Annotated in this window: 20 protein-coding genes and 1 tRNA gene; 9 read left to right on the top strand and 12 right to left on the bottom strand. The window is 35.5% G+C overall.

The genetic code is table 11. The features are described from left to right. Nucleotides 1-30: 30 nt before the first annotated feature. Complete coding sequence (gene aspS / locus SLW70_RS04660) at nt 31-1,785, bottom strand: aspartate--tRNA ligase (protein WP_320890870.1); 1,755 nt, start codon at nt 1,783-1,785, stop codon at nt 31-33. A 239-nt stretch (nt 1,786-2,024) separates the two neighbouring features. Here aspS and SLW70_RS04655 point away from each other — a divergent pair, with 239 nt between their 5' ends. Next, nucleotides 2,025-2,372 carry a membrane-binding protein gene (locus SLW70_RS04655; RefSeq protein WP_320890869.1) on the top strand — a complete coding sequence of 116 codons (348 nt, stop codon included), beginning with the start codon at nt 2,025-2,027 and terminating at the stop codon, nt 2,370-2,372. 181 nt (nt 2,373-2,553) lie between these two features. Then, nucleotides 2,554-2,901, top strand: coding sequence for a membrane-binding protein (locus SLW70_RS04650; RefSeq protein ID WP_320890868.1), 348 nt, complete (start codon nt 2,554-2,556; stop codon nt 2,899-2,901). 79 nt (nt 2,902-2,980) lie between these two features. Here SLW70_RS04650 and mtgA read toward each other — a convergent pair whose 3' ends face one another. Further along, a complete protein-coding gene (mtgA, locus tag SLW70_RS04645; protein WP_320890867.1) occupies nt 2,981-3,727 on the bottom strand; it encodes a monofunctional biosynthetic peptidoglycan transglycosylase in 747 nt (248 codons plus the stop codon). Between the two features lie 265 nt (nt 3,728-3,992). Between mtgA and SLW70_RS04640 the strand changes: the two genes are divergently transcribed. The 3 genes from SLW70_RS04640 (at nt 3,993) to SLW70_RS04630 (ending at nt 6,910) form a co-directional block, all read left to right on the top strand. Beyond that, nucleotides 3,993-5,129: a TlpA disulfide reductase family protein gene (locus SLW70_RS04640; protein WP_320890866.1), complete on the top strand. Its 1,137-nt coding sequence runs from the start codon at nt 3,993-3,995 to the stop codon at nt 5,127-5,129. A gap of 198 nt (nt 5,130-5,327) precedes the next feature. Beyond that, entirely contained in the window at nt 5,328-6,437 is a 1,110-nt protein-coding gene (locus tag SLW70_RS04635) for a PQQ-dependent sugar dehydrogenase (RefSeq protein ID WP_320891752.1), read from the top strand. A 2-nt stretch (nt 6,438-6,439) separates the two neighbouring features. Beyond that, complete coding sequence (locus SLW70_RS04630) at nt 6,440-6,910, top strand: cytochrome c (protein WP_320890865.1); 471 nt, start codon at nt 6,440-6,442, stop codon at nt 6,908-6,910. A gap of 2 nt (nt 6,911-6,912) precedes the next feature. On the opposite strand, the gene SLW70_RS04625 is transcribed toward SLW70_RS04630, so the two are convergent. Beyond that, nucleotides 6,913-9,006: a TonB-dependent receptor family protein gene (locus tag SLW70_RS04625; RefSeq protein WP_320890864.1), complete on the bottom strand. Its 2,094-nt coding sequence runs from the start codon at nt 9,004-9,006 to the stop codon at nt 6,913-6,915. 129 nt (nt 9,007-9,135) lie between these two features. Further along, nucleotides 9,136-9,209, bottom strand: a tRNA-Ala gene (locus SLW70_RS04620). 115 nt (nt 9,210-9,324) lie between these two features. Between SLW70_RS04620 and SLW70_RS04615 the strand changes: the two genes are divergently transcribed. The 3 genes from SLW70_RS04615 to SLW70_RS04605 all read left to right on the top strand — a co-directional run bounded on the left by SLW70_RS04615 (nt 9,325) and on the right by SLW70_RS04605 (nt 11,670). Beyond that, complete coding sequence (locus SLW70_RS04615) at nt 9,325-10,092, top strand: enoyl-CoA hydratase/isomerase family protein (RefSeq protein ID WP_320890863.1); 768 nt, start codon at nt 9,325-9,327, stop codon at nt 10,090-10,092. Between the two features lie 328 nt (nt 10,093-10,420). Further along, nucleotides 10,421-10,873, top strand: a complete 453-nt coding sequence (locus SLW70_RS04610) for a 6-carboxytetrahydropterin synthase (protein ID WP_320890862.1) — start codon at nt 10,421-10,423, stop codon at nt 10,871-10,873. 47 nt (nt 10,874-10,920) lie between these two features. Then, nucleotides 10,921-11,670: a UDP-2,3-diacylglucosamine diphosphatase gene (locus SLW70_RS04605; RefSeq protein WP_320890861.1), complete on the top strand. Its 750-nt coding sequence runs from the start codon at nt 10,921-10,923 to the stop codon at nt 11,668-11,670. On the opposite strand, the gene SLW70_RS04600 is transcribed toward SLW70_RS04605, so the two are convergent. The 6 genes from SLW70_RS04600 to SLW70_RS04575 form a co-directional block, all read right to left on the bottom strand. After that, nucleotides 11,667-12,023, bottom strand: coding sequence for a hypothetical protein (locus SLW70_RS04600; protein WP_320890860.1), 357 nt, complete (start codon nt 12,021-12,023; stop codon nt 11,667-11,669). The two genes, SLW70_RS04605 and SLW70_RS04600, sit on opposite strands and share 4 nt — an antisense overlap. A 253-nt stretch (nt 12,024-12,276) precedes the next feature. Beyond that, nucleotides 12,277-13,548 carry an MFS transporter gene (locus SLW70_RS04595; protein WP_320890858.1) on the bottom strand — a complete coding sequence of 424 codons (1,272 nt, stop codon included), beginning with the start codon at nt 13,546-13,548 and terminating at the stop codon, nt 12,277-12,279. Continuing rightward, the gene (gene recJ / locus SLW70_RS04590) at nt 13,545-15,236 is read right to left on the bottom strand and encodes a single-stranded-DNA-specific exonuclease RecJ (RefSeq protein WP_320890857.1); all 1,692 of its coding nucleotides are present in this window, start codon (nt 15,234-15,236) and stop codon (nt 13,545-13,547) included. The genes SLW70_RS04595 and recJ overlap by 4 nt, the downstream gene beginning before the upstream one ends. A 33-nt stretch (nt 15,237-15,269) precedes the next feature. Further along, nucleotides 15,270-15,614: a HopJ type III effector protein gene (locus SLW70_RS04585; RefSeq protein WP_320891751.1), complete on the bottom strand. Its 345-nt coding sequence runs from the start codon at nt 15,612-15,614 to the stop codon at nt 15,270-15,272. 12 nt (nt 15,615-15,626) lie between these two features. Beyond that, the gene (gene rsmI / locus SLW70_RS04580) at nt 15,627-16,340 is read right to left on the bottom strand and encodes a 16S rRNA (cytidine(1402)-2'-O)-methyltransferase (protein ID WP_320890856.1); all 714 of its coding nucleotides are present in this window, start codon (nt 16,338-16,340) and stop codon (nt 15,627-15,629) included. Nucleotides 16,341-16,697: 357 nt separating this feature from the next. Next, nucleotides 16,698-17,783: a hypothetical protein gene (locus tag SLW70_RS04575; RefSeq protein WP_320890854.1), complete on the bottom strand. Its 1,086-nt coding sequence runs from the start codon at nt 17,781-17,783 to the stop codon at nt 16,698-16,700. Nucleotides 17,784-18,165: 382 nt separating this feature from the next. On the opposite strand from SLW70_RS04575, the gene SLW70_RS04570 reads away from it, so the two are divergent. Next, nucleotides 18,166-18,789 carry a thymidine kinase gene (locus SLW70_RS04570; protein ID WP_320890852.1) on the top strand — a complete coding sequence of 208 codons (624 nt, stop codon included), beginning with the start codon at nt 18,166-18,168 and terminating at the stop codon, nt 18,787-18,789. A gap of 118 nt (nt 18,790-18,907) precedes the next feature. On the opposite strand, the gene rpoN is transcribed toward SLW70_RS04570, so the two are convergent. Together rpoN and asnS are read right to left on the bottom strand one after the other, a co-directional pair. Next, nucleotides 18,908-20,374: an RNA polymerase factor sigma-54 gene (rpoN, locus tag SLW70_RS04565; RefSeq protein ID WP_320890851.1), complete on the bottom strand. Its 1,467-nt coding sequence runs from the start codon at nt 20,372-20,374 to the stop codon at nt 18,908-18,910. An 83-nt stretch (nt 20,375-20,457) separates the two neighbouring features. Then, nucleotides 20,458-21,903: an asparagine--tRNA ligase gene (gene asnS / locus SLW70_RS04560; RefSeq protein WP_320890850.1), complete on the bottom strand. Its 1,446-nt coding sequence runs from the start codon at nt 21,901-21,903 to the stop codon at nt 20,458-20,460. Nucleotides 21,904-21,911 lie beyond the last annotated feature (8 nt).

Below are 21,911 nucleotides of genomic sequence, written 5' to 3'. Positions count from 1 at the left end.
GTAAAAATAATTGATATTCAGTGTTTTCGCTTAATTATTTATGTCCAAATTGATGTGTAGTTCCTTTAATTGTTGACTATCAATTTGTGAAGGCGCATCAATCATTACATCTCTTCCTGAGTTGTTTTTTGGGAAAGCAATAAAGTCTCTGATGGTCTCTTGACCTCCTAAAATTGCTACTAATCGATCTAAACCAAAAGCCAATCCCCCATGTGGTGGCGCTCCAAATTGGAAGGCATCCATCAAGAATCCAAATTGTGCTTTCGCTTCCTCTTCGGTAAACCCTAAATATTTAAACATTAATTGTTGGGTCTCTTTATCATGAATACGAATTGATCCACCACCTATTTCATTTCCATTCAATACCATATCATACGCATTGGCACGCACATCAGCAGGATTGGTTTCTAATAAATGCATGTCCTCAGGTTTTGGAGAGGTAAACGGATGGTGCATAGCATGGTAACGGTTACTTTCTTCATCAAATTCTAATAATGGAAAATCAACCACCCATAACGGCGCAAATTCATCTGGTTTTCTTAATCCTAGGCGTGTTGCTAATTCCATACGCAAAGCAGAAAGTTGCGCTCTGGTTTTGTTAGCTGGACCCGATAACACAAAAATCATATCACCTGCTTTGGCCCCTGTCACTTTAGCCCAGTTGGCCAAATCTTCTTGGTCGTAAAATTTATCTACTGATGATTTATAGGTTCCGTCTTCGTTGCATTTAGCATACACCATTCCTGACGCACCTACTTGTGGGCGTTTTACCCAGTCAATCAAAGCATCGATTTCTTTACGAGTATAATTTCCCGCTCCTGCAACAGCAATACCAACTACCAATTCAGCCGCATTAAAAACTGGAAATTCTTTGTGTTGAGCAAATTCATTCAACTCACCAAACTCCATTCCAAAACGAATGTCTGGCTTATCATTTCCGTAGGTTTTCATCGCATGCTCATAAGTCATACGCGGGAATTTATCTACTTCTACTCCTTTAAGTTCTTTTAGCAAATGACGGGTTAGACCTTCGAATATATTCAAAATATCTTCTTGCTCTACAAAAGCCATTTCGCAATCGATTTGTGTAAACTCTGGTTGTCTATCTGCACGCAAATCCTCATCACGGAAACACTTCACAATTTGGAAATACTTATCCATGCCACCTACCATCAACAATTGCTTGAAGGTTTGTGGTGATTGTGGCAAAGCATAAAACTGCCCTTCATTCATACGAGACGGCACAACGAAATCTCTAGCTCCCTCTGGAGTCGATTTGATTAAATAAGGCGTTTCCACTTCGCAGAAATCCAAATCAGATAAATATTTACGTACTTCCATCGCTACTTTATGACGGAACAACAAACTGTTTTTTACAGGATTTCTTCGAATGTCTAGATAACGGTATTTCATTCGGATGTCTTCACCACCATCCGTTTCGTCTTCAATGGTAAATGGAGGCGTTATCGCAGCATTCAATATCGTTAACTCTGAAACTAAAATCTCGATTTCACCAGTAGGAATGTTTTTGTTCTTGGCTTCACGCTCAATCACAGTTCCTTTTACTTGAATAACAAATTCTCTTCCTAGCGTTTTTGCTAATTCAAAAACAGTTTTATCTGTACGTCCTTCGTCAAAAATAAGCTGAGTGATACCGTAACGATCTCTCAAATCAACCCAGTTCATAAATCCTTTGTCTCTGGATTTTTGTACCCAACCCGCAAGTGTAACTTCGGTGTTAATGTGTGATGCGTTCAGTTCGCCGCAATTATGACTTCTATACATGATAAAAATTTTAGATTATTCGTTTTCTCGTTTTTGAGAACGGATGCAAATTTAGGACTAATTATGAAGAATGAATTGAGAATTTTTGCTTTTTTAAGTTAAAAACAAAATATCTATGCAAAATCCCAATGTTAAGTTTTTACTCAATGTTATTAAATTGTTACCAAATTGTTTTTTTAATGTAAATTCCTTCTTATATTTGTTATATCATCAGTTTAACCCTTTAAATTCTCAATAAAATGAAAAAATATATAATGATTACCCTATTATTGGTTTCAGGAATGTTATTCTCTCAAAACCTCCAACCAAAACTAGAGGCCGTAAACAATATGGTTAAAGCCACGTATTTTCATGAAAATGGTCAAATCATGCAAGAAGGTTTCTTTAAAAATGGAAAACTTCAGGGCGAATGGACTTCCTATGATCAGGAAGGAAACAAAACAGCCATTGCAATCTACGATAAAGGACAAAAAACAGGGAAATGGTTCTTCTGGAATAAGAGTTCTTTGAATGAAGTCGATTTTACCAATAACAAAATTGCAGCTGTAAAAAACTGGAAAAGAGAAGCTATTGCAAATGACGAATAGAAAATTTGTCATCTCCCTAAGGAATTTAAGGCTTTCGTAATCAACGAAAGCCTTTTTTATTTTGTCAAAATAAATTTCCAATGTTAAGTTTTTGTCTATGTTATGAAATTGTTACCAAATTGTTTTTTTAACGTAAGTAAAGTTTTTACATTTGAAAAACAAACCTTAAAAACTTTAAACCATGAAAAAATATATAGTATTAGGAGCCGTTTTACTTTCAGGAATGTTATTTGCTAATGAAGGAAAACCAAAATTAGAAGTTGCAAAAAACAATACCGTTATGGCTACTTATTATTATGAGAATGGTCAAGTCCAACAACAAGGTACTTTTAAAGACGGAAAACTTCACGGCGAATGGATTTCCTACGATGAAACTGGTAATAAAATCGCTATCGCACAATATAGTAACGGAGCAAAAGTGGGAAAATGGTTCTTATGGAACGATAGCTCATTAAACGAAATAGATTATACTGCTAATAAAATTGTAGCAGTAAAAAACTGGAAAAAAGACGCTATAGTAACTAATTAGTTCAGTTGTATTCTTGTCAAAAAGGCTGTATGAAATATTGATTTCAAACAGCCTTTTTTTTATGAATTTTAATTCTGAATTAATATTTTACAGTGCCTACTGAATTCATTACCCTAACAATCTTAGATTTTCGCCCATTGATATATGACGAAGAACTAGTTGCTTTATACTTTCTAGGATTTGGTAATATAGCTGCAATTCCAGCTGCTTGTATTGGGGTTAAACTTGTACAATCTTTTCGATACCAATACTGTGCTGCAGCTTGTGCACCGTAAATTCCATCCCCCATCTCAATACTATTAAGATAGACTTCCATAATACGCTCTTTTCCCCAAATAAGTTCAATTAGAACAGTAAAATAAGCTTCAAGTCCTTTTCTCAAATAACTTCGTCCTTGCCAAAGAAAAACATTCTTAGCTGTTTGTTGGGATATGGTACTACCCCCTTTTATTCTACGGCCTCTTTCGTTGTTTTTGTATGCCTTTTGCATTGCTGTAAAATCAAATCCGTTGTGTCGTAAGAACAAACCATCCTCACTAGCGATGACTGCTTTTTGCAAATTCATAGAAATGTTCTCAAGAGGTTCCCAGTCGTGACTAAAAACAGCATCTTTACCAGAAGTTTTATTTTCGATAATTCGAATAACCATAAGAGGAGTCAATGGCACTGGAACAAATTTAAAAACTACTACAAAAAATATTGAAATTCCAAAAAACCATAGAATCACCTTCAAAAGGAAAAGTTTAATTTTACTACCCATAGAGCTAGAATTTTGTTTTTTTACTGGATTTTTATCAGATTTCTTCGGTCTTACTTTTGCTCCCATTATTTAAGTATATCTTTTTAAAAAATGTATAATTTCATTAAAACTACTTGAATTGTAAAATTAATCAGATAAACTACAACAAATCCAAAATGCTAATAAAATTCAAAGATACAATCAATTCTAATCTTGCAAAATAAACTTCAAAAAATCATAAAAATATCGGTAGAGAGATTAATATTTTTTCCGTATAATAAAATAAAATATGTATTCTTGTAAAGTATTTCTAACGAAAAAAGTTTTGATTAAAAACATTATCCTCTCAACTATGAATAATACAAAACGCTTTTGGAATAAAATAAAAATTACAAATAACTCTCTTTTATTAATTGTTCAATTATTAACCATCAGCACTTGTTTTTCACAATGGAAAACCGCGGAAGCAAACAATATTAAGAACGACATTTTGATTATCTACGATGTTATCTACGAAAGAAATTTAACAGCCGAAGAACAAAATTCAACAGACTTTATAACCGAAATCACTGTCACTTTCAATAAAGACAAAATGATTGAAAGACAACTTAAGAACAAATCACAGATTCAGTCTTTCAAACTTTATGATTATAATAAACGTAAAGTATATAGCAATTCTATTTTAAGTACTTTTAAAAAAAGTATAGAATACGATTTTACAGAACCCAAAATTAGTGTAGAAGCTTTTCCAAATATCGAAGACAAAAAAATATGTGATTTAGCATGTGAAAAAGGTTTTGTCATTATAAATGGAAAACCCAAAGAAATAATGTACACCAATAAATTAGGTTTAAGATATTGCAAAGAGTTTAAAATAGACGGCTTTTTACTTCAATATCCTGGTTATAGTAAACAATTTGGACATTTTATGGTGGTAGCCAAAAGTATTTACTATGAAAAATTACCTGAAAATTTTTACTCTTTGGAAGGTTTTGAAATTCAAACTTTGGATGAATACAAAAAAAGTAAAAATGAATCCGAAGAGAGATATAAAGCCCTTAGAGAAAAAAATATTGGCAATAAAGCCTCTTTTCTTAAAGATTACACTATATATAGCAAAAAAATAGACACCAAAAAAATGCTTGGTGATGTTGTTGTTCTTAATTTTTGGTTTACAACTTGTGCTCCTTGTAAAGCCGAAATCCCAAAACTCAATGAACTAAAAGAAAAATACAAAGATCAAAAAGTACATTTCATAGCCATAGCCTTAGACACTAATGATAAAATAGATGATTTTTTCAAAAGGCTTAAACTCAATTATGACGTTATCGCTGAAGGGAGAACTATCGCATCCGACTTTAATGTAACTTCTTACCCCACCAATATTGTTATCGATAAAAAAGGAATTATACAATTATTTGAGGTAGGTTATAAATCGGATATTATCTCTAGAATGTCCAAAGTAATTGATAATGCGAATGCGGAATAAAGACAATGAATGGAACTGAACTTTTTTAAATAACAGTACACTTTCATTATTCACTATGCTGTGAACCCAAATTACAACAATCATCATTAAGCACCAAATCAACTGATTTTCAGATAATAATAGTAAATTTTATAATATTAATAAATAACACTATATTTACTATTACCTATTTTTTGATTTCAAAAAAAACATAAAATGATGTCTAAAATCTGTTCGTTTTTCTTTATATTTTTTATTCTGAGTTGTTCCTCACAAGTTAAACATGATGACATTCTATTAGCTGACGAGGAAGTAAAGTACCGCTTTGAATCTGTTGCAACAGGAATAAGCATTCCTTGGGGCATGGTCATGTTAGCTGACGGCAGTTTATTAGTAACTGAAAAAAGTGGGACGCTTTTTCATGTTAAAAATGGTGTAAACACTGAAATAAAAAATACACCTGATGTATTCAAACGTGGTCAAGGTGGACTCCTAGATATTGCGTTACATCCCAATTACGAAAAAACAGGATGGATTTATTTTACTTATTCTTACGGACTTAGCGAAGGCGCAAATACGAAACTCATAAGAGCAAAATTAGTGGATGGCAGTTTGACACAAATTGAAGATTTATACACCGCAGCACCCGACACTAATGGTCCAAATCATTTTGGTTCCCGCATCGCTTTTGACAATGAAGGCCATCTTTATTTTAGCATAGGTGAACGAAATAGAAAATTTGATAATCCACAAGATATCAATCGTGATGGAGGTAAAATCTATCGCTTGCTAGATGATGGAAAAATCCCCACTGACAATCCGTTTGTCGGCAAAGCAGGAGCTAAAGAAGCTATTTATTCCTATGGACATCGCAATCCTCAAGGAGTGACTAAAAACCCAACGACAGGTGAAATTTGGACTCACGAACATGGGCCTAAAGGAGGTGATGAAATCAACATCATTAAGAAAGGAGCAAATTATGGCTGGCCTGTAATTACCTATGGTATTAACTATGATGGCTCAATTTTAAGTGATATTACTGAAAAAGCAGGAATGGAACAACCATTGTATTATTGGACACCTTCCATTGCTCCTTGCGGAATGACCTTTGTTACTGGTGATAAATATCCTGATTGGAAAGGACATTTACTTGTAGGCTCTTTGAAATTCCAATATTTAGAACTCCTTAAACTGAATGGAAATACAGTAATCAAGAGACAAAAAATCGCCACTGATATTGGTCGTGTAAGAAACGTAATCCAAGGCCATGATGGTTACCTCTATTTGGCTGTGGAACAAAAGGGAATCTTTAGAATTATACCTAATTAACTATGAAATTTAATCAATTTTATTTTTTGACTTGCCCAGTTTTAGTAAGCTTTGCATTTTTTGTTTCATCGAGTTCTGTATTAGAAAAAGAAAATAGTACCAACTACATCAACCTTAGTTCTCAACAACAAAAAACAGAATTACAAAAGAGCATAAACAGAGGTAAAGACATCTATGCTGATTTTTGTATCCAATGTCATTTAGCAAACGGAAAAGGCGACAAGCTTAATTTTCCTCCACTTGATGGTTCCGACTGGCTCATCAAAAAACGAAAACAAAGTATACATGCCGTGAAGTATGGTCAAACTGGACCAATAGTCGTTAACGGAAAAAAATACAATAATACGATGCCTGAAATGGGTCTGGAAAACCAAGAAGTAGCTGATGTTATGAATTACATTATGAATTCATGGTCTAACAAACAAACTAAAATAGTTACCCTTGAAGAAGTAAAGTCGATTCCCAAAGACTAAATTTAATTAAAAAGATAGGTAAAACTTGCTCCGCCGTATAGGTTTCTTGGATTTCCTGGATAATAATAACGTGGCGAAGCACCGCTAAAACCAACCGCATTTGGTAAAACACTTGAAGCGTACTTTTCGTTTAAGATATTCTGCATCCCTATGTTCATTTCTGTCTTTACCTTTTTTAGTAGAATAAAAGCATAAGTAACCTTGGTATTTAGTAATTGGTAATTTTCAGTGTATTTTGAATTGGCATCATTCAAAGCCATTTTTCCAAAAAAAACATAGTTTGCATTCCAATTCAATCCGAAATTAGATTTTAAATCAAACCCTAGATTCCATTGCACATCAGGAACAGCAGGCAAGTTATTTCCAGAGAAATCGCTATCCTTATCTATAAACTCATCAAACTTAAAGTTATTGATTGCTCCTGAAAAATAGGGTTGAATTTGAATGTTTGAATTAGGAATCCATTTATAGTTGACCAAGAATTCAATCCCCCGATGGGAACTTTTCCCTGCATTAATTCCCATGTATTGATCGTCTGCAAAACGTCTGGCTACTAATAAATTTTCAACATTCATAGTATAAAACACAAACTCGGTATAGAGTTTAGAATTTAAAAAAACACCTTTGAACCCCAGCTCATAGTTCACCCCTATTTCCGGTTTTAAACTTGTATTGATTTGCCCCTCGGGCGTTAATGTTTCCGCAACAGTCGGTGTTGAGAACCCTTTACTAATGGATGAAAATAGGTTTTTCCCTTTTGCAATTGCATAAGACAGACCTAAACGGGGTGACCAAATTGACCCAAAACTATACTTTTTTTCATCCATATTATTTTCAACAAAAACATCGTTTTGCTGATAATTGGTTCTATTTAATGCCAAGCCCGATTCTAAAAACAACTTGCTGGTAAGCTGTATATTCATTTGGATAAAAGCATTCGAATTGTTTCTATTTTGATTGATTTCACTAAATCGATCTCCCTGAATACTTCCTTGACCTGGCTGTGACTTATATAAATTTTTATAAAGTGAAAAGTCATAGTTTTCGGTTAAATATTCTACGCCCAAACTAAAAGTAGTTGGATAGGAAAACAATTGAGTCGAATGATTAACCTTTGACCTAAATCCAAATAAAAAACTGTTGTCTTTTAAAATGTCAAAAGGCCGAGCTTCATAGCCATTTTTGAACGATGAAGAAATACTAGAATTCCAAGTCCAGTTTTCCGTAAAATTATGTTGGTGACCTAACCCCATCACTAATTTGTCATAAGACTCAAATCCTTTAGCCTCTCCCCATGTTGTTGCTGCTTTTTGAGGAGCATTGTTAAAATCCATTTCGCTAATAGAACTTGGAATAAAAGCTTTCAATCGTGTTCCAATAGCAAAAAGAGACAATATATCCTTTTTCGAAATATGGTGCTTTCCAAATAGATTCAATGACTTTCGGTCATATCTACTGTTTGCTCTATAACCTTCATTATGCAAATCAACATAATTGGTATAAAAACTTGATTTCTTATCGCTATAGCCCGCACTGACTGTCTGTTTCAATAATTCAAAACTTCCTACTGTCGTCCCCGCTTTAACAAATGAATTATCAGAAGGACTTGTGTTCGCCAGTAAGTTAATTACCCCTCCTAACCCTGCTCCAAAACTAGTTGAATTAGGACCTTTGATAATTTCAATTTTCCCTATTGCTTCTAAATCAATATCTTCTAATGTTGTTTCTCCCTCAGTACTAGTAAGCGGAATTTCTTCAAAATAGGCTTTGATTCGAGTGGTACTATATTGCGATCTAGAACCAACAGCACGGATGCTTATTTTATTGGTATTCAGCGAGCCTTGTTGCATAAATACTCCTGGAATCTTGTTGAGAACTGGGGTAAGAATGATGCCATCAGACATTTTGATTTCTTCCCTTGAAATGATGGAAATAGATGAAGCCGAATTTTGAATTGAGCTTTGAATAGGTAAACTTTTGACAATTAGTTCTGACAACCCTATAGTATCATTCTTTATTTGCCCCAAAAGACTTTGATCATTCAAAAGAATAAGAAAAAAAACAAAATAAAAGGATACTATTTTAGTCATTTTCATAAAACGGTTTTAAATTAAATAGTTGTACAATATCAATCTTTAGAACAATAAATTTCCTTTTTAATGATTCGTTACAATAAAAAACCCTTGTAAATTTATACTTTACAAGGGTTACTATTTTATTCTTAGTGGAGAAGATGGGGCTCGAACCCACGACCTCTTGACTGCCAGTCAAGCACTCTAGCCAACTGAGCTACATCCCCATTAGTTTCACAAATATAATATAATAAGTCATCCAAAAAAGGAAATTCTAATAATTCGGCTATCAATAACAAACCATAAGCCTAATATTTTTAACTTTACATCAAAGAAATCCCTATGGCAGTGCAAGAAACAATTGGAATCGTAACGACAAGCATTCAAAACAAGACCGCAACACTCACTTTTGGACATCCAGCGAGCAATTCGTTTCCCAGAAATTTACTCGACCAACTTACGGAGCAAATCAATACATTGAGCACTAATCAGGAAGTTTCAGTTATCGTTTTGCAAAGTCAAGGCAATGGCGCTTTTTGTGCTGGAGCCTCTTTTGACGAACTTTTGGCGGTACAAACCCCTGAGCAAGGCACACATTTTTTCTCAGGATTTGCTCTTTTGTTAAACGCCATGCGCAACTGTTGTAAAATCATTGTGGGTCGCGTCCAAGGCAAAGCCGTGGGTGGCGGTGTAGGTATTATAGCTGCTTGTGATTACGTTTTTGCCACTGAAACCAGTGCTATCAAACTGTCTGAAATCGCCATTGGTATAGGCCCTTTTGTTATAGAGCCTGCTGTCAGTCACAAAATTGGGAAAACTGCTATGAGTCAGTTGGCACTTGCGCCACACACATGGAAAACCGCAGCATGGGCGAACGAAAAAGGTCTTTTTTCCGAAATTTTTGATAACCAAGAAATAGTAGATAAAAACCTAAATTCTTTTGTCGAAAAACTAGCATCCTACCATCCCGAAGCCCTATACGAAATGAAAAAAGTTCTTTGGGAAGGCACTGAAAATTGGGATACACTCTTATTCGAAAGAGCCGAAATCTCAGGAAAACTAGTCCTTTCTGATTTTACTAAAAACGCTTTAAGTCAGTTTAAGAAATAATTTTTTTAGGAGCTATTCCTGCTGTCCGCTATATCTTTATTGCCCGAAAAAGGGCAATAAAGGATGCCGCTTCCATCAGGGCTAAGCCAAACTCATGAGTTTTATAACCGCAGATTCGCTAATTTTTTAATTAAATTTTACTTAATATTAACCGCTTTAAGCGGTATTAGCGCAAATAAATCAGTCCTAATATTAATATAAAAATCTGCGAATTAGCGGTTAACTTTTATAAGATTTTTTAAAACTGTTTGAGTCAATTCTTGTGAAATAATCATTAGTGCTTAATTATCATTTCTATTCACTAAATTTGCATTCAAAATAAAACAAAATGAGCAACATTAGAATCACCAAACAATTTAGTTTCGAAACCGGTCACGCCCTTTATGGATATGATGGAAAATGTAAAAATGTTCACGGTCATAGTTATAAATTGTCGGTAACCGTAATGGGGCGCCCTATTACTGATCGTTCTCATGTGAAATTTGGAATGGTGATTGACTTCTCTGATTTGAAAAAAATCGTAAAAGAAGAAATCGTTGATCAATTTGATCATGCCACTGTTTTCAACGAAACCACACCTCATATAGAATTAGCCAAAGAATTAAAAAACCGTGGTCATCATGTCATTTTGGTAGATTATCAGCCTACAAGTGAAAATATGGTTATTGATTTTTCAAATAGAATTAAGGGACGTTTACCTGAAGGAATTGAGTTATTTTCGCTAAAATTACAAGAAACAGATTCATCATTTGCAGAATGGTTTGCTAGTGATAATCTATAAAGTTTCAATTACTCAAATCCCAAATTCCAAAATTTGATATTTTTTAAATGACAAGTAATAAGAAAATATATTTCGCTTCCGACCAACATTTTGGAGCACCTACAGCCGAATTAAGTTTGCCACGCGAAAAGAAATTTGTTGCTTGGTTAGACGAAGTAAAGCAAGATGCCGAAGCTATTTTTTTATTGGGTGATTTATTCGATTTTTGGTTCGAATATAAAACTGTTGTCCCTAAAGGTTTTGTGCGTGTTTTAGGCAAACTAGCTGAAATTAGCGACAGCGGTATTCCTATATACTTTTTCGTAGGAAACCACGATTTGTGGATGCATGATTATTTCCAAAAAGAATTGAAAATCCCAGTGTATCACGATAATCAAGAATTCACTTTTGGAGGTAAAACTTTTTTGATTGGTCATGGTGACGGAAAAGGTCCTGGTGACATGGGATACAAACGCATGAAAAAAGTATTTACCAATCCGTTTTCAAAATGGTTGTTCCGCTGGTTACATCCCGATATTGGCGTACGATTGGCACAATATTTATCGGTAAAAAATAAATTAATTTCTGGTGCTGATGATGTTAAATTCTTAGGCGAAGACAACGAATGGCTTATTTTATATGCCAAACGAAAACTGGAAACCAAGCACTACAACTACCTCATCTTTGGACACCGCCACTTACCAATGATTCATCCTGTGGGCGAAAATGCTGATTATGTGAATCTAGGTGATTGGATTACTTACTTTACGTATGGCGTTTTTGATGGTGAAAATTTCGAATTAAAAGAATACCACTAATTCAAACCCGCTCCCCATAAATAACTTTCCAAATCAATTTTAAACAAAGCAGTAGAAACTAGGTTGTTCATCTGTATCATTTCATTGATGGAAAGCGCCAAATCAACTTCTTTAAAAGGTGTTTTGACTAAATATTTAGAACAACTAGCTTTGAATTCGCAATCATCACAACAGTAGTTTTGATTGTAACTCTCTTCAATTAAACACTTAAAAGCGGTTAGTTCCTCAGGATTCATTTGTAAACCCGTTTCTTTAAAAACGAGTTGTACTTTGTCTTTTAGTATCTCTTTCTCTACTTTCCAAAAAAATGCAACGCCAAATTCGTTTTGATATATGGGATGTATATCTTTCATAATAATGTTATCTGAAAACAAATATAAAAATTATTTATATTTAATCTAAATAAATATAGTGTTTTAACAAATAATACTACTATCGTTTTTATGGAGACGGTATCTAATTCTTCTTGAAAGCAATAAACATAATGGATAGCCCTGATGGAAGCGGCATCCTTGTGGCGGCGGGATTTATGCCGCCACAAGATATAGCGGACAGCAGGACAAATCTTTCTTGATTAGCGGAATCTTTTTGCTCCTTGAACATAATCTATTCTTCGTCTTCGATATCTTTATTAAGATCTAGATTTCTAAACGTTGGCGATAAAGTTCCTGTCAAAATTACAACTAGTAAAGTCATACTTCCTCCAAAAACTACAGCGGTAACGGTTCCCATTAATCGCGCTGTTAAACCACTTTCAAAGGCTCCTAATTCATTAGAAGAACCCACAAACATCGAGTTTACTGCCGATACTCGACCACGCATATGGTCAGGCGTTTTTAGAAATAAAATGGTTTGACGAATCACTACAGATATTCCATCGAATACACCACTTAAAAACAAGGCTAATAGTGACACCCAAAAAATAGTAGAAAGTCCAAATACAATTATTGAGACACCAAAACCAAAGATAGCAGCTAGCAATTTAATCCCTGCATTGGTGTTTAATGGAACATAAGCAGTAACTAACATGGTCAGAAAAGCACCTACTGCGGGTGCGGCTCTAAGGAAACCAAATCCCTCAGGCCCAACTTTAAGAATATCTTGGGCAAATACGGGCAATAAAGCCACTGCTCCACCAAAAAGTACAGCCACCATATCTAAGGTAATCGCTCCTAAAACGGTTTTGTTATTAAACACAAATTTGATTCCCTCAGACAAACTCTGCATAACCGGTTCGCCAATTTTTGGATTCAAAATAGGTTTTCTCTCTATCTGGGTTAAACCTAACAAGGCAATAACTGAACAGATAAAAACAGAACACATCGACCAGTGTACCCCAATTAAATGAATAGAAAAACCAGCAGCAGCAGGCCCTACCACAGAACCAACTTGCCAAACCGAACTACTCCAAGTAGCGGCATTCGAATAGGCTTTTTTGGGAACAATTAACGATAAAAGAGAGAATATTGTTGGCCCTAAAAAAGCACGAACCAAACCGCCTAAAAAGACCATAAAATAAATTCCGTAAAGAACGGTTTGCGTTTCAAAATCAGCAATTACCGCTGGCCAAGTCAATAAAAACAAGCCAAAACTAACCACTGAAAAGGCGAGAATACATTTTAAGAGCATGCCTTTTTTTTCTTTTTGATCTACAATATGCCCCGCAAATAAGGCTAAGGCAACCGCAGGAATAACTTCCATTAACCCAATTAATCCTAATGAAAGAGGATCTTTGGTAATACTATACACCTGCCATTCGATTACGATAAATTGCATGGACCAAGCAAATACCATCGCGAAGCGCACTAATAAAAAGGTGTTGAATTCCTTGTATCGTAAGGCTTCGTAAGGGTCTTTTTTTATTTTTTCAAAACTCATGCTCTAATATCTTTTAATCGTAATTGTGTTGTTATTTTTCCGTTCCATTCGTTTTCGTCTATACAATAGGCTAGTTCAAATGGTTTTTGGTCTGTAACCATAGGCATTTTATTTCCTAAACCAAATCCGATGGCAGCTAGGCCTTCACTATTGTTTTGCTTTACAAAAAGCCTGATGTGTTCATCTTGTTGCCCCATGGTTTTGCCATAGCCAGTATCCTTGACGTTCTTGCTCAAGAAAACAGGAGTCATATTTTGTGGACCAAAAGGTTCAAATTGTTTTAAAATCCGAATCAATTTGGGTGTAATTTGGTTAAAGTCGATTTCAGCATCGATTTCGATTTCTGGAATCCGTTGCTCTGGAAGGATGGTTTCTTGTACTTGTTTCTCAAAGGCGTTTTTGAATTGATTGTAATTCTCAGCTTTCAAAGTCATTCCTGCGGCATACATATGTCCTCCAAATTGCTCTAAATGTTCCGAACAAGCTTCGAGTGCGTTATAAACATCAAAACCTTTTACAGAACGTGCCGAAGCGGCATATTTATCGCCACTTTTAGTAAAAACCAAAGTTGGTCGGTAATAATTCTCAATCAATCGAGAGGCCACAATCCCGATAACCCCTTTATGCCAATCTTCTTTGAAAACAACCGTTGAGAACCTTTCTTCTTCGTTTTGTTCGATGATTTGGCTTAAGGCTTCTTTAGTGATTTGTTGGTCTAATCCTTTACGATCAGAGTTGTATTGCTCAATTTCGGATGCAAATTGTTGGGCTTGCTCAAAGTCGAATTCCGTTAACAATTCGACCGCATGATTCCCATGTTTGATACGACCAGCTGCGTTAATTCGGGGTGCTACTATAAAAACAACATCTGTAATATCGAGGGTTTGTTTTTTTACTTGGTGTACCAAAGCTTTAATTCCGGGACGAGGATTCTCATTGATAACCTTTAGCCCAAAATGAGCCAAAACTCTATTCTCTCCTGTCATTGGAACAATATCAGCCGCAATGGCGGTAGCCACCAAATCTAAATACGGAATCAAATCCTCTATCGTTTCGTCTCTATTCTGACCTAAAGCTTGGATTAGTTTGAAACCGACACCACAACCACACAATTCGTCATAAGGATAATGGCAATCGCTTCTTTTTGGGTCTAGAATAGCCACTGCTTCTGGCAAAGTATCGCCAGGGCGGTGGTGATCGCAAATAATAAAATCGATGTTTTTTTCTTTGGCGTATGCCACATGTTCAATCGATTTGATACCACAATCCAGCGCAATAATTAATGAAAAACCATTGTCCTCTGCATAATCAATTCCTTTGAATGAAACGCCATACCCCTCCAAATAACGGTCTGGAATATAAGTGGCAACATTGGAATAATGCGATTTTAAATAAGCCGAAACTAAGGAAACGGCCGTTGTACCATCGACATCATAATCCCCAAAAACCAAGATATTTTCGTTATTCTGAATAGCATTTTCTATTCGTAGCACCGCTTTGTCCATATCCTTCATCAAGTACGGATCATGCAAATGCTCGAGTGATGGACGAAAAAAGGCTTTGGCTTCTTCAAAGGTTTCAATCCCGCGTTGCACTAATAAAGTGGCTACAAAATCTTCCACATTTAAGGCTTGTGCCAAATGTTTTATTTTATCTTCGGAAGGTTTTGGTTTTAAAGTCCAACGCATTGCTTTTTTTGTTTAAAGTTTCAGGTTTAAAGATTATTTAAAATCTAAAGCAATCCCTTCAAATTCAATTCCGTCCCAGCCGTATTTCATAAAATTGCGGATATTTTGGTGGCTGTCTCCTTCTGGATCACCCAAAACTTCTTCAAAATAATAGCTCCCAAAACAAGCTAATGTTTCTTCTTTTGTCAGCTGTTGCATTTGGGCGAAAGCAAATAATTTACAAGAACCTGAATTAGTTCCTGCTGCATTATAAGTATCTCCGTTTTTGAAAGCGGTTGGCGTAAAATTGTAATTTTCTTCAATTACTGCCATCGTTTCAGCGAAAGCAATTTCGCTTGGCGTTTCTTGTAATTTAGCTCTGAAAGCTGCTAAGGTCATCGTACTAGTCATTTATTCGTCTTTTTGGAATTTACTTTTTTTCGGTTCTTTTATAATGGGCTTGCCACCAATAACGACAACAATTTCGCCACGTGGTGCTGTTTTTTCAAAATGTGTTAGCACTTCACGAGCCGTTCCTCGCACATTTTCTTCATGTAGTTTAGATAATTCTCTCGACACACAGATAGGACGTTCTTCACCAAAATAGGTAATAAATTCTGCCAAGGTTTTAACCAATTTATGTGGTGACACATAGAGAATCATGGTTCTCGTTTCTTCGGCAAGTTCTAAGTATCGAGTTTGGCGCCCTTTTTTTTCAGGTAAAAAACCTTCAAAAACAAACTTATCATTAGGCAAACCACTGTTGACCAAGGCAGGCACAAAGGCCGTTGCACCCGGTAAACATTCCACCGCGATGCCGTTTTCAATACAAGCACGCGTGAGTAAAAAACCAGGGTCGGAAATAGCTGGTGTTCCTGCATCCGAAATCAAAGCGATGGTTTCACCCGCTTTTAATCGGGCAATAATGTTTTCGGTGGTTTTGTGTTCGTTATGCATATGGTGACTATGCATATGGGTACTAATCTCAAAATGTTTCAAGAGTTTTCCGCTCGTACGCGTATCTTCGGCTAGAATCAAGTCGGCTTCTTTTAGAATTCGGATGGCTCTAAAAGTCATGTCTTCAAGATTGCCAATGGGCGTAGGAACGATATATAATTTTGACATAGTCAGTCTAACATTGGTTTTTAATAATCATTAGCCACAATTTTAAAAAAATAGATTTTTTATAGTGGCCTATTTTTTAAACACATAGAGACATAGGTTTTTGCTTGTGAAAAGTCGCTCTGCTTAGGATAGAAAATCATAGCATTACCAAAGAACATACACTTTGTTTGAAATATTCTATTAGCTCTACAATTATTCTACTTTGAAGCTTATTAAAAACTAAATATATAACTACAATTTAATTTTCTAATCTAATGTATTCAACAACAATTCTATGAATTACTATGTTAAGCAAAGCGTTTTTTAAGTTTTACAAAAACCTATGTCTCTATGTGTTTAAATTATTTTTACTGGAATTTACAAAAATTTCTTCTCGATAATTTCCATAAAACGCTCTTCGTAGTCTTCTTTACCTTGCCAATCATTGTAATCAGGTTTTACCATTTCGTCAATGAAAGCTTTGGTTTCATAGAAATTATCAAAGGTATTTAGTTGGCTCAACACACGATTATAATCTTCACGGCTATTACCAAAAAGGTGTTTTACAAAAGCAATTTGGTCATTCAAATCGATTTCAATTCCTTTAGAAAATTTATCGTTTAATGAAACAATTTTAGGAGTTGCTCTTTCTACTACTTTTTCAGTTGTTATAGTATTGTCATTGTTTGATTCCTCAAAACGACTATAGGTATTGACTGGTTCAAAAACAGGTTCTTTAGGCACTGCAGGAACATCCTCTACTTTTACAAATTGAGGTTCGCTATAATCAGCCCCTAATAAATCTTCAAAAGAAATCTGAATTGTTTCTGGTTTTTTAGCAGTTACTATTTCTTCTACTTTAGGCTCGTCAATTTCTTCCTCTAATTCAAAGGCAGGTTTAAAAGCTGGAGGACTTACTATTTCTGGTTTTTCTTCCTCAATCGTTTCTTCGGCTACTGGAACTTCCGCTACGATTTCTTCTACTTCTTCTGCTACAACTTCTTCTGCTACAACTTCTTCGGTAATTACTTCTGTTGGCTCAATTTCTGCAATAGGCTCTTCTATAACTTGAACTTCTTCAACTTTTTCATCCATTGCCACTATTTCTGCAGGCTCTTCTGTAGCTTGAACTTCTTCAACTGTTTCTTCTGACGCCACATTAATTTCTTCTTGTATTGGTGCTTCAGTAGGAATTTCAGCAATTAGGTTTTCTTCTAAAACAGCTGCTACTTCAGGTGTAAGATTGTCTTGGTTATCATAAAACTTTTCGATATCGTCAACAATTGCAGCCTGACCAATAGTTGGTTTTGCTTCCCCATACTGTTCTTCCACAAATCTCAAAACGGCAAGTTTCTCATATAATTTTTGGGTTTCCAAAAACAATTGGTTGACATCGGATTTATTCTTTAATTGAAGTATTCTGTGTGCAATGCTGATTAAATCGGCTTCCAATCTTTTTTTCATAACAGTAGAATTATAATATATAGCGAATTTTGTATGTGTTTTAGTACTCTAAAAAGGACTTGGTTTTATCTATGCTTAACGGATTAAAATATTTTTTAAACACGGATTACATCAGATTATATGAAAAACATTATTTCTTAAATTTCACGAATCTGCCTTAGGCGGATAAAAAATAAGTGTCATTTCATTTAAACACTTTTTTTATTTGTGTAATTCGTGTTTAACTTTTTTAATACAGTTACCCGTTTTAATGATGCCAAACCCCTTTAATTGATAAAATTTTTCTACTTTTGAGATGCTACAAAAGTATAAAATATTATGTGCTTTTATCAAAGTACAAAGTAATAAAAACTATTCATTTTTTAAGTAAGAAAAAGACAAAATGTTTCTCGAAAATACAGTAAATCATAAAGAACAATTTGGGTGGATTGAAGTGATTAGTGGTTCCATGTTTTCGGGCAAAACAGAAGAATTAATCCGAAGGCTCAAAAGAGCACAATTTGCCAAACAAAAAGTCGAAATTTTTAAACCTTCAATCGATACGCGTTACCACGAACATATGGTGATTTCTCATGATGCCAATGAATTTCGTTCTACGCCGGTTCCTGCAGCCGCAAATATTGCCATATTAGCTCAAGGTTGCGATGTAATTGGTATTGATGAAGCACAATTTTTTGATGACGAAATAGTAACAGTCTGCAATGATTTGGCCAATCAAGGAATTCGTGTGATTGTAGCTGGATTGGACATGGATTTTAAAGGAAATCCTTTTGGCCCCATGCCTGCACTAATGGCAACTGCCGAATATGTGACCAAAGTTCACGCCGTTTGCACCCGAACTGGAAATCTAGCACACTATAGTTTTAGAAAAAACGATAACGACAATCTTGTTATGCTAGGCGAAACCGAAGAATACGAGCCACTGAGTAGGGCCGCTTATTATCATGCAGTGCGGGAAGTCCTCTCCCCGGCCCTCTCCAAAGGAGAGGGAGACAAAACGAAATAGGAGTCTATATTTAACAAACCCCTTTCTGATGGCTCAGAAAGGCTTTTGTTTGTACAAATATTTTATTAATTAACGACTAAATCAAAAATCGTTGATCAGCAATCTTCAATCTGCAATCTTAAATCTTTTTTCTCATTCTCGCCACAGGAATATCGAGTTGTTCTCTGTATTTAGCAATGGTTCTTCGAGCGATTGGATAGCCTTTTTCTTTGAGTAATTCGGCTAGTTGATCATCTGGATAGGGTTTTTTCTTGTCTTCTTCTTCGATGATATTTTGCAATATTTTTTTGATTTCTAAAGTCGAAACATCTTCTCCTTGGTCGTTTTTCATCGCTTCAGAGAAAAATTCCTTAATCAACTTCGTTCCATAAGGTGTTTCCACATATTTACTATTGGCCACACGGGAAATAGTCGAGATGTCCAATCCTACTAAATCCGCGATATCTTTCAAAATCATCGGTTTTAATTTGGTTTCATCTCCATCTAAGAAATACTCTTCTTGGTAATGCATAATCGCATTCATCGTCACAAACAAGGTTTCTTGACGCTGTCTAATCGCATCAATAAACCATTTGGCCGAATCTAATTTTTGTTTGATAAACTGCACCGCATCTTTTTGGTCATTCGATTTGTCACGAGAATCTTTATAAGTACGCAACATGTCTTGGTAATCTTTGGACACATGAAGGGAAGGTGCATTTCTGCCGTTAAGCGTTAATTCCAATTCACCATCGACAATTCGGATAGCAAAATCAGGTACCACATTTTCAGTCACCTTATTATTTCCCGTAAATGAACCACCTGGTTTAGGATTCAAACGTTCGATTTCATGAACAGCTTTTTTAAGCTGTTCGTTGGACACATTGTATTTCTGAATCAGTTTATCGTAATGTTTTTTGGTAAAAGCATCAAACTGATTTTCGATAATATCAATCGCTAAATCTACATATTCCGTTGGGGTTTTATGTTTCAGCTGCAACAACAAACATTCTTGTAAGTCACGAGCCCCCACACCTGATGGTTCGAGTTCGTGTATCACATAGAGCATTTTTTCAACCATTTCTTCGTCGGTATAAATACCTTGGGTAAAAGCCATATCGTCTACAATGTCTGGAATACTTCTGCGAATATACCCCATATCATCAATGCTTCCCACCAAGAATTCCGCAATCTCACGTTCGTTATCGTCTAGAATAAAGGTATTAAGCTGATTGATTAAATCTTGATGAAAACTTACAGAAGCCACAATAGGAGACTCCCGATCATCATCGTCATCGCTATAATTATTGGCCTGCGTTTTATAATCAGGTATATCATCGTCACTCAAATACTCATCGATGTTGATGTCGTCTGCTTCTATTCTATCTGATTCATCATCATAATCGTCGTAGTCATCGTTTTCAAATTCATCATTCTCATAGATTTCATCCTCATCATTTCCCGATTCCAAAGCGGGATTTTCATTCATTTCTTCTAACAAACGTTGCTCGAAAGCTTGCGTAGGCAATTGAATTAACTTCATCAGCTGGATTTGCTGTGGAGATAATTTCTGTGATAATTTTAAATTTAAGAATTGCTTTAGCATTTTTATTGTTTAAAAGTTTAAGGTTTCAAGTTTCAAGTTGCAGAACGGTCAACAACTTGAAACTTTAAACCTGAAACAAAATTTTAGAATTCTGCATTCCCAGGCGTTCTCGGGAAAGGAATCACGTCACGGATATTCGTCATACCCGTTACAAACAACACCAATCGCTCGAAACCAAGACCAAAACCAGAGTGCACCGCACTACCAAAACGTCTGGTGTCTAAGTACCATGATAATTCTTTTTCGTCGATACCAATGGCTTTCATTTTTTCGACCAATACATCCAAACGTTCTTCTCTTTGTGAACCTCCTACGATTTCTCCAATGCCAGGAAAAAGAATATCCATAGCGCGAACGGTTTCTTTTCCTGGCTCTGTATTGTCGTTCAAGCGCATGTAAAACGCTTTGATATTCGCTGGGTAATCAAACAAGATTACTGGGCATTTAAAATGTTTTTCCACCAAATAACGTTCGTGCTCTGATTGTAAATCGGCACCCCATTCATTGATGATGTAATTAAATTTTTTCTTTTTATTAGGTGTCGAATCCCTCAAAATATCGATCGCCTCTGTGTAAGATACGCGTTTGAAATTGTTTTCCAAAACAAAATTCAATTTCTCTAACAGCGTCATTTCGCTTCTTTCCGCCTGTGGTTTCGATTTTTCTTCGTCCAACAAACGGGATTCTAAGAACTTTAAATCCTCTGGACATTTGTCCATCGCGTATTTAATCACGTACTGAATAAAATCTTCCGCCAAGTCCATATTGGCATCCAAATCGTTGAAAGCCACCTCGGGCTCAATCATCCAGAATTCCGCCAAATGACGAGAAGTATTCGAATTCTCAGCTCTAAACGTTGGGCCAAAAGTATAAATCTGTCCCAATGCCATCGCAAAAGTCTCGCCTTCTAGCTGTCCTGAAACGGTTAGGTTAGTGTGTTTACCAAAAAAATCTTTTTTGTAATCAATCTCACCTTCTTCATTTTTCGGCAAATTGTCTATGGGCAATGAGGTTACCTGAAACATTTCTCCAGCACCCTCGGCATCTGCTCCCGTGATGATAGGCGTAGTCACATATACAAATCCTTTTTCCTGAAAGTAACTATGTACCGCAAACGACAAAACCGAACGCACCCGCATAATCGCCCCAAAAGCATTCGTACGCACTCTCAAATGCGCATTTTCACGCAAAAATTCCAGCGAATGTTTTTTTGGTTGCATTGGAAATTTCTCTGGGTCTGAATCCCCTAAGATGTCAAGTTTGCTTACCTGAATCTCAAAACTTTGTCCAGCTCCTTTACTCGGCACCAAGGTTCCCGTAACCGAAACCGCAGCACCCGTCGTTATTCTTTTTAATATTTCGTCTGGTGTATTTTCAAAATCCACCACACATTGTATGTTGTTGATGGTCGAACCATCATTCAAAGCTATAAATTGATTGTTTCTAAAAGTTCTTACCCATCCTTTTGCATTCACTTCCTGCAGCGTCGTAGTACTGGCAAGCAAGTCTTTAACTTTTGTATGCTTCATTTATGTAT

Origin of the sequence: Flavobacterium sp. NG2, from assembly GCF_034119845.1 — a bacterium.
In the GTDB taxonomy this organism is placed as follows: Bacteria; Bacteroidota; Bacteroidia; order Flavobacteriales; family Flavobacteriaceae; genus Flavobacterium.
This window is presented reverse-complemented; position numbering and strand designations above follow the sequence as displayed.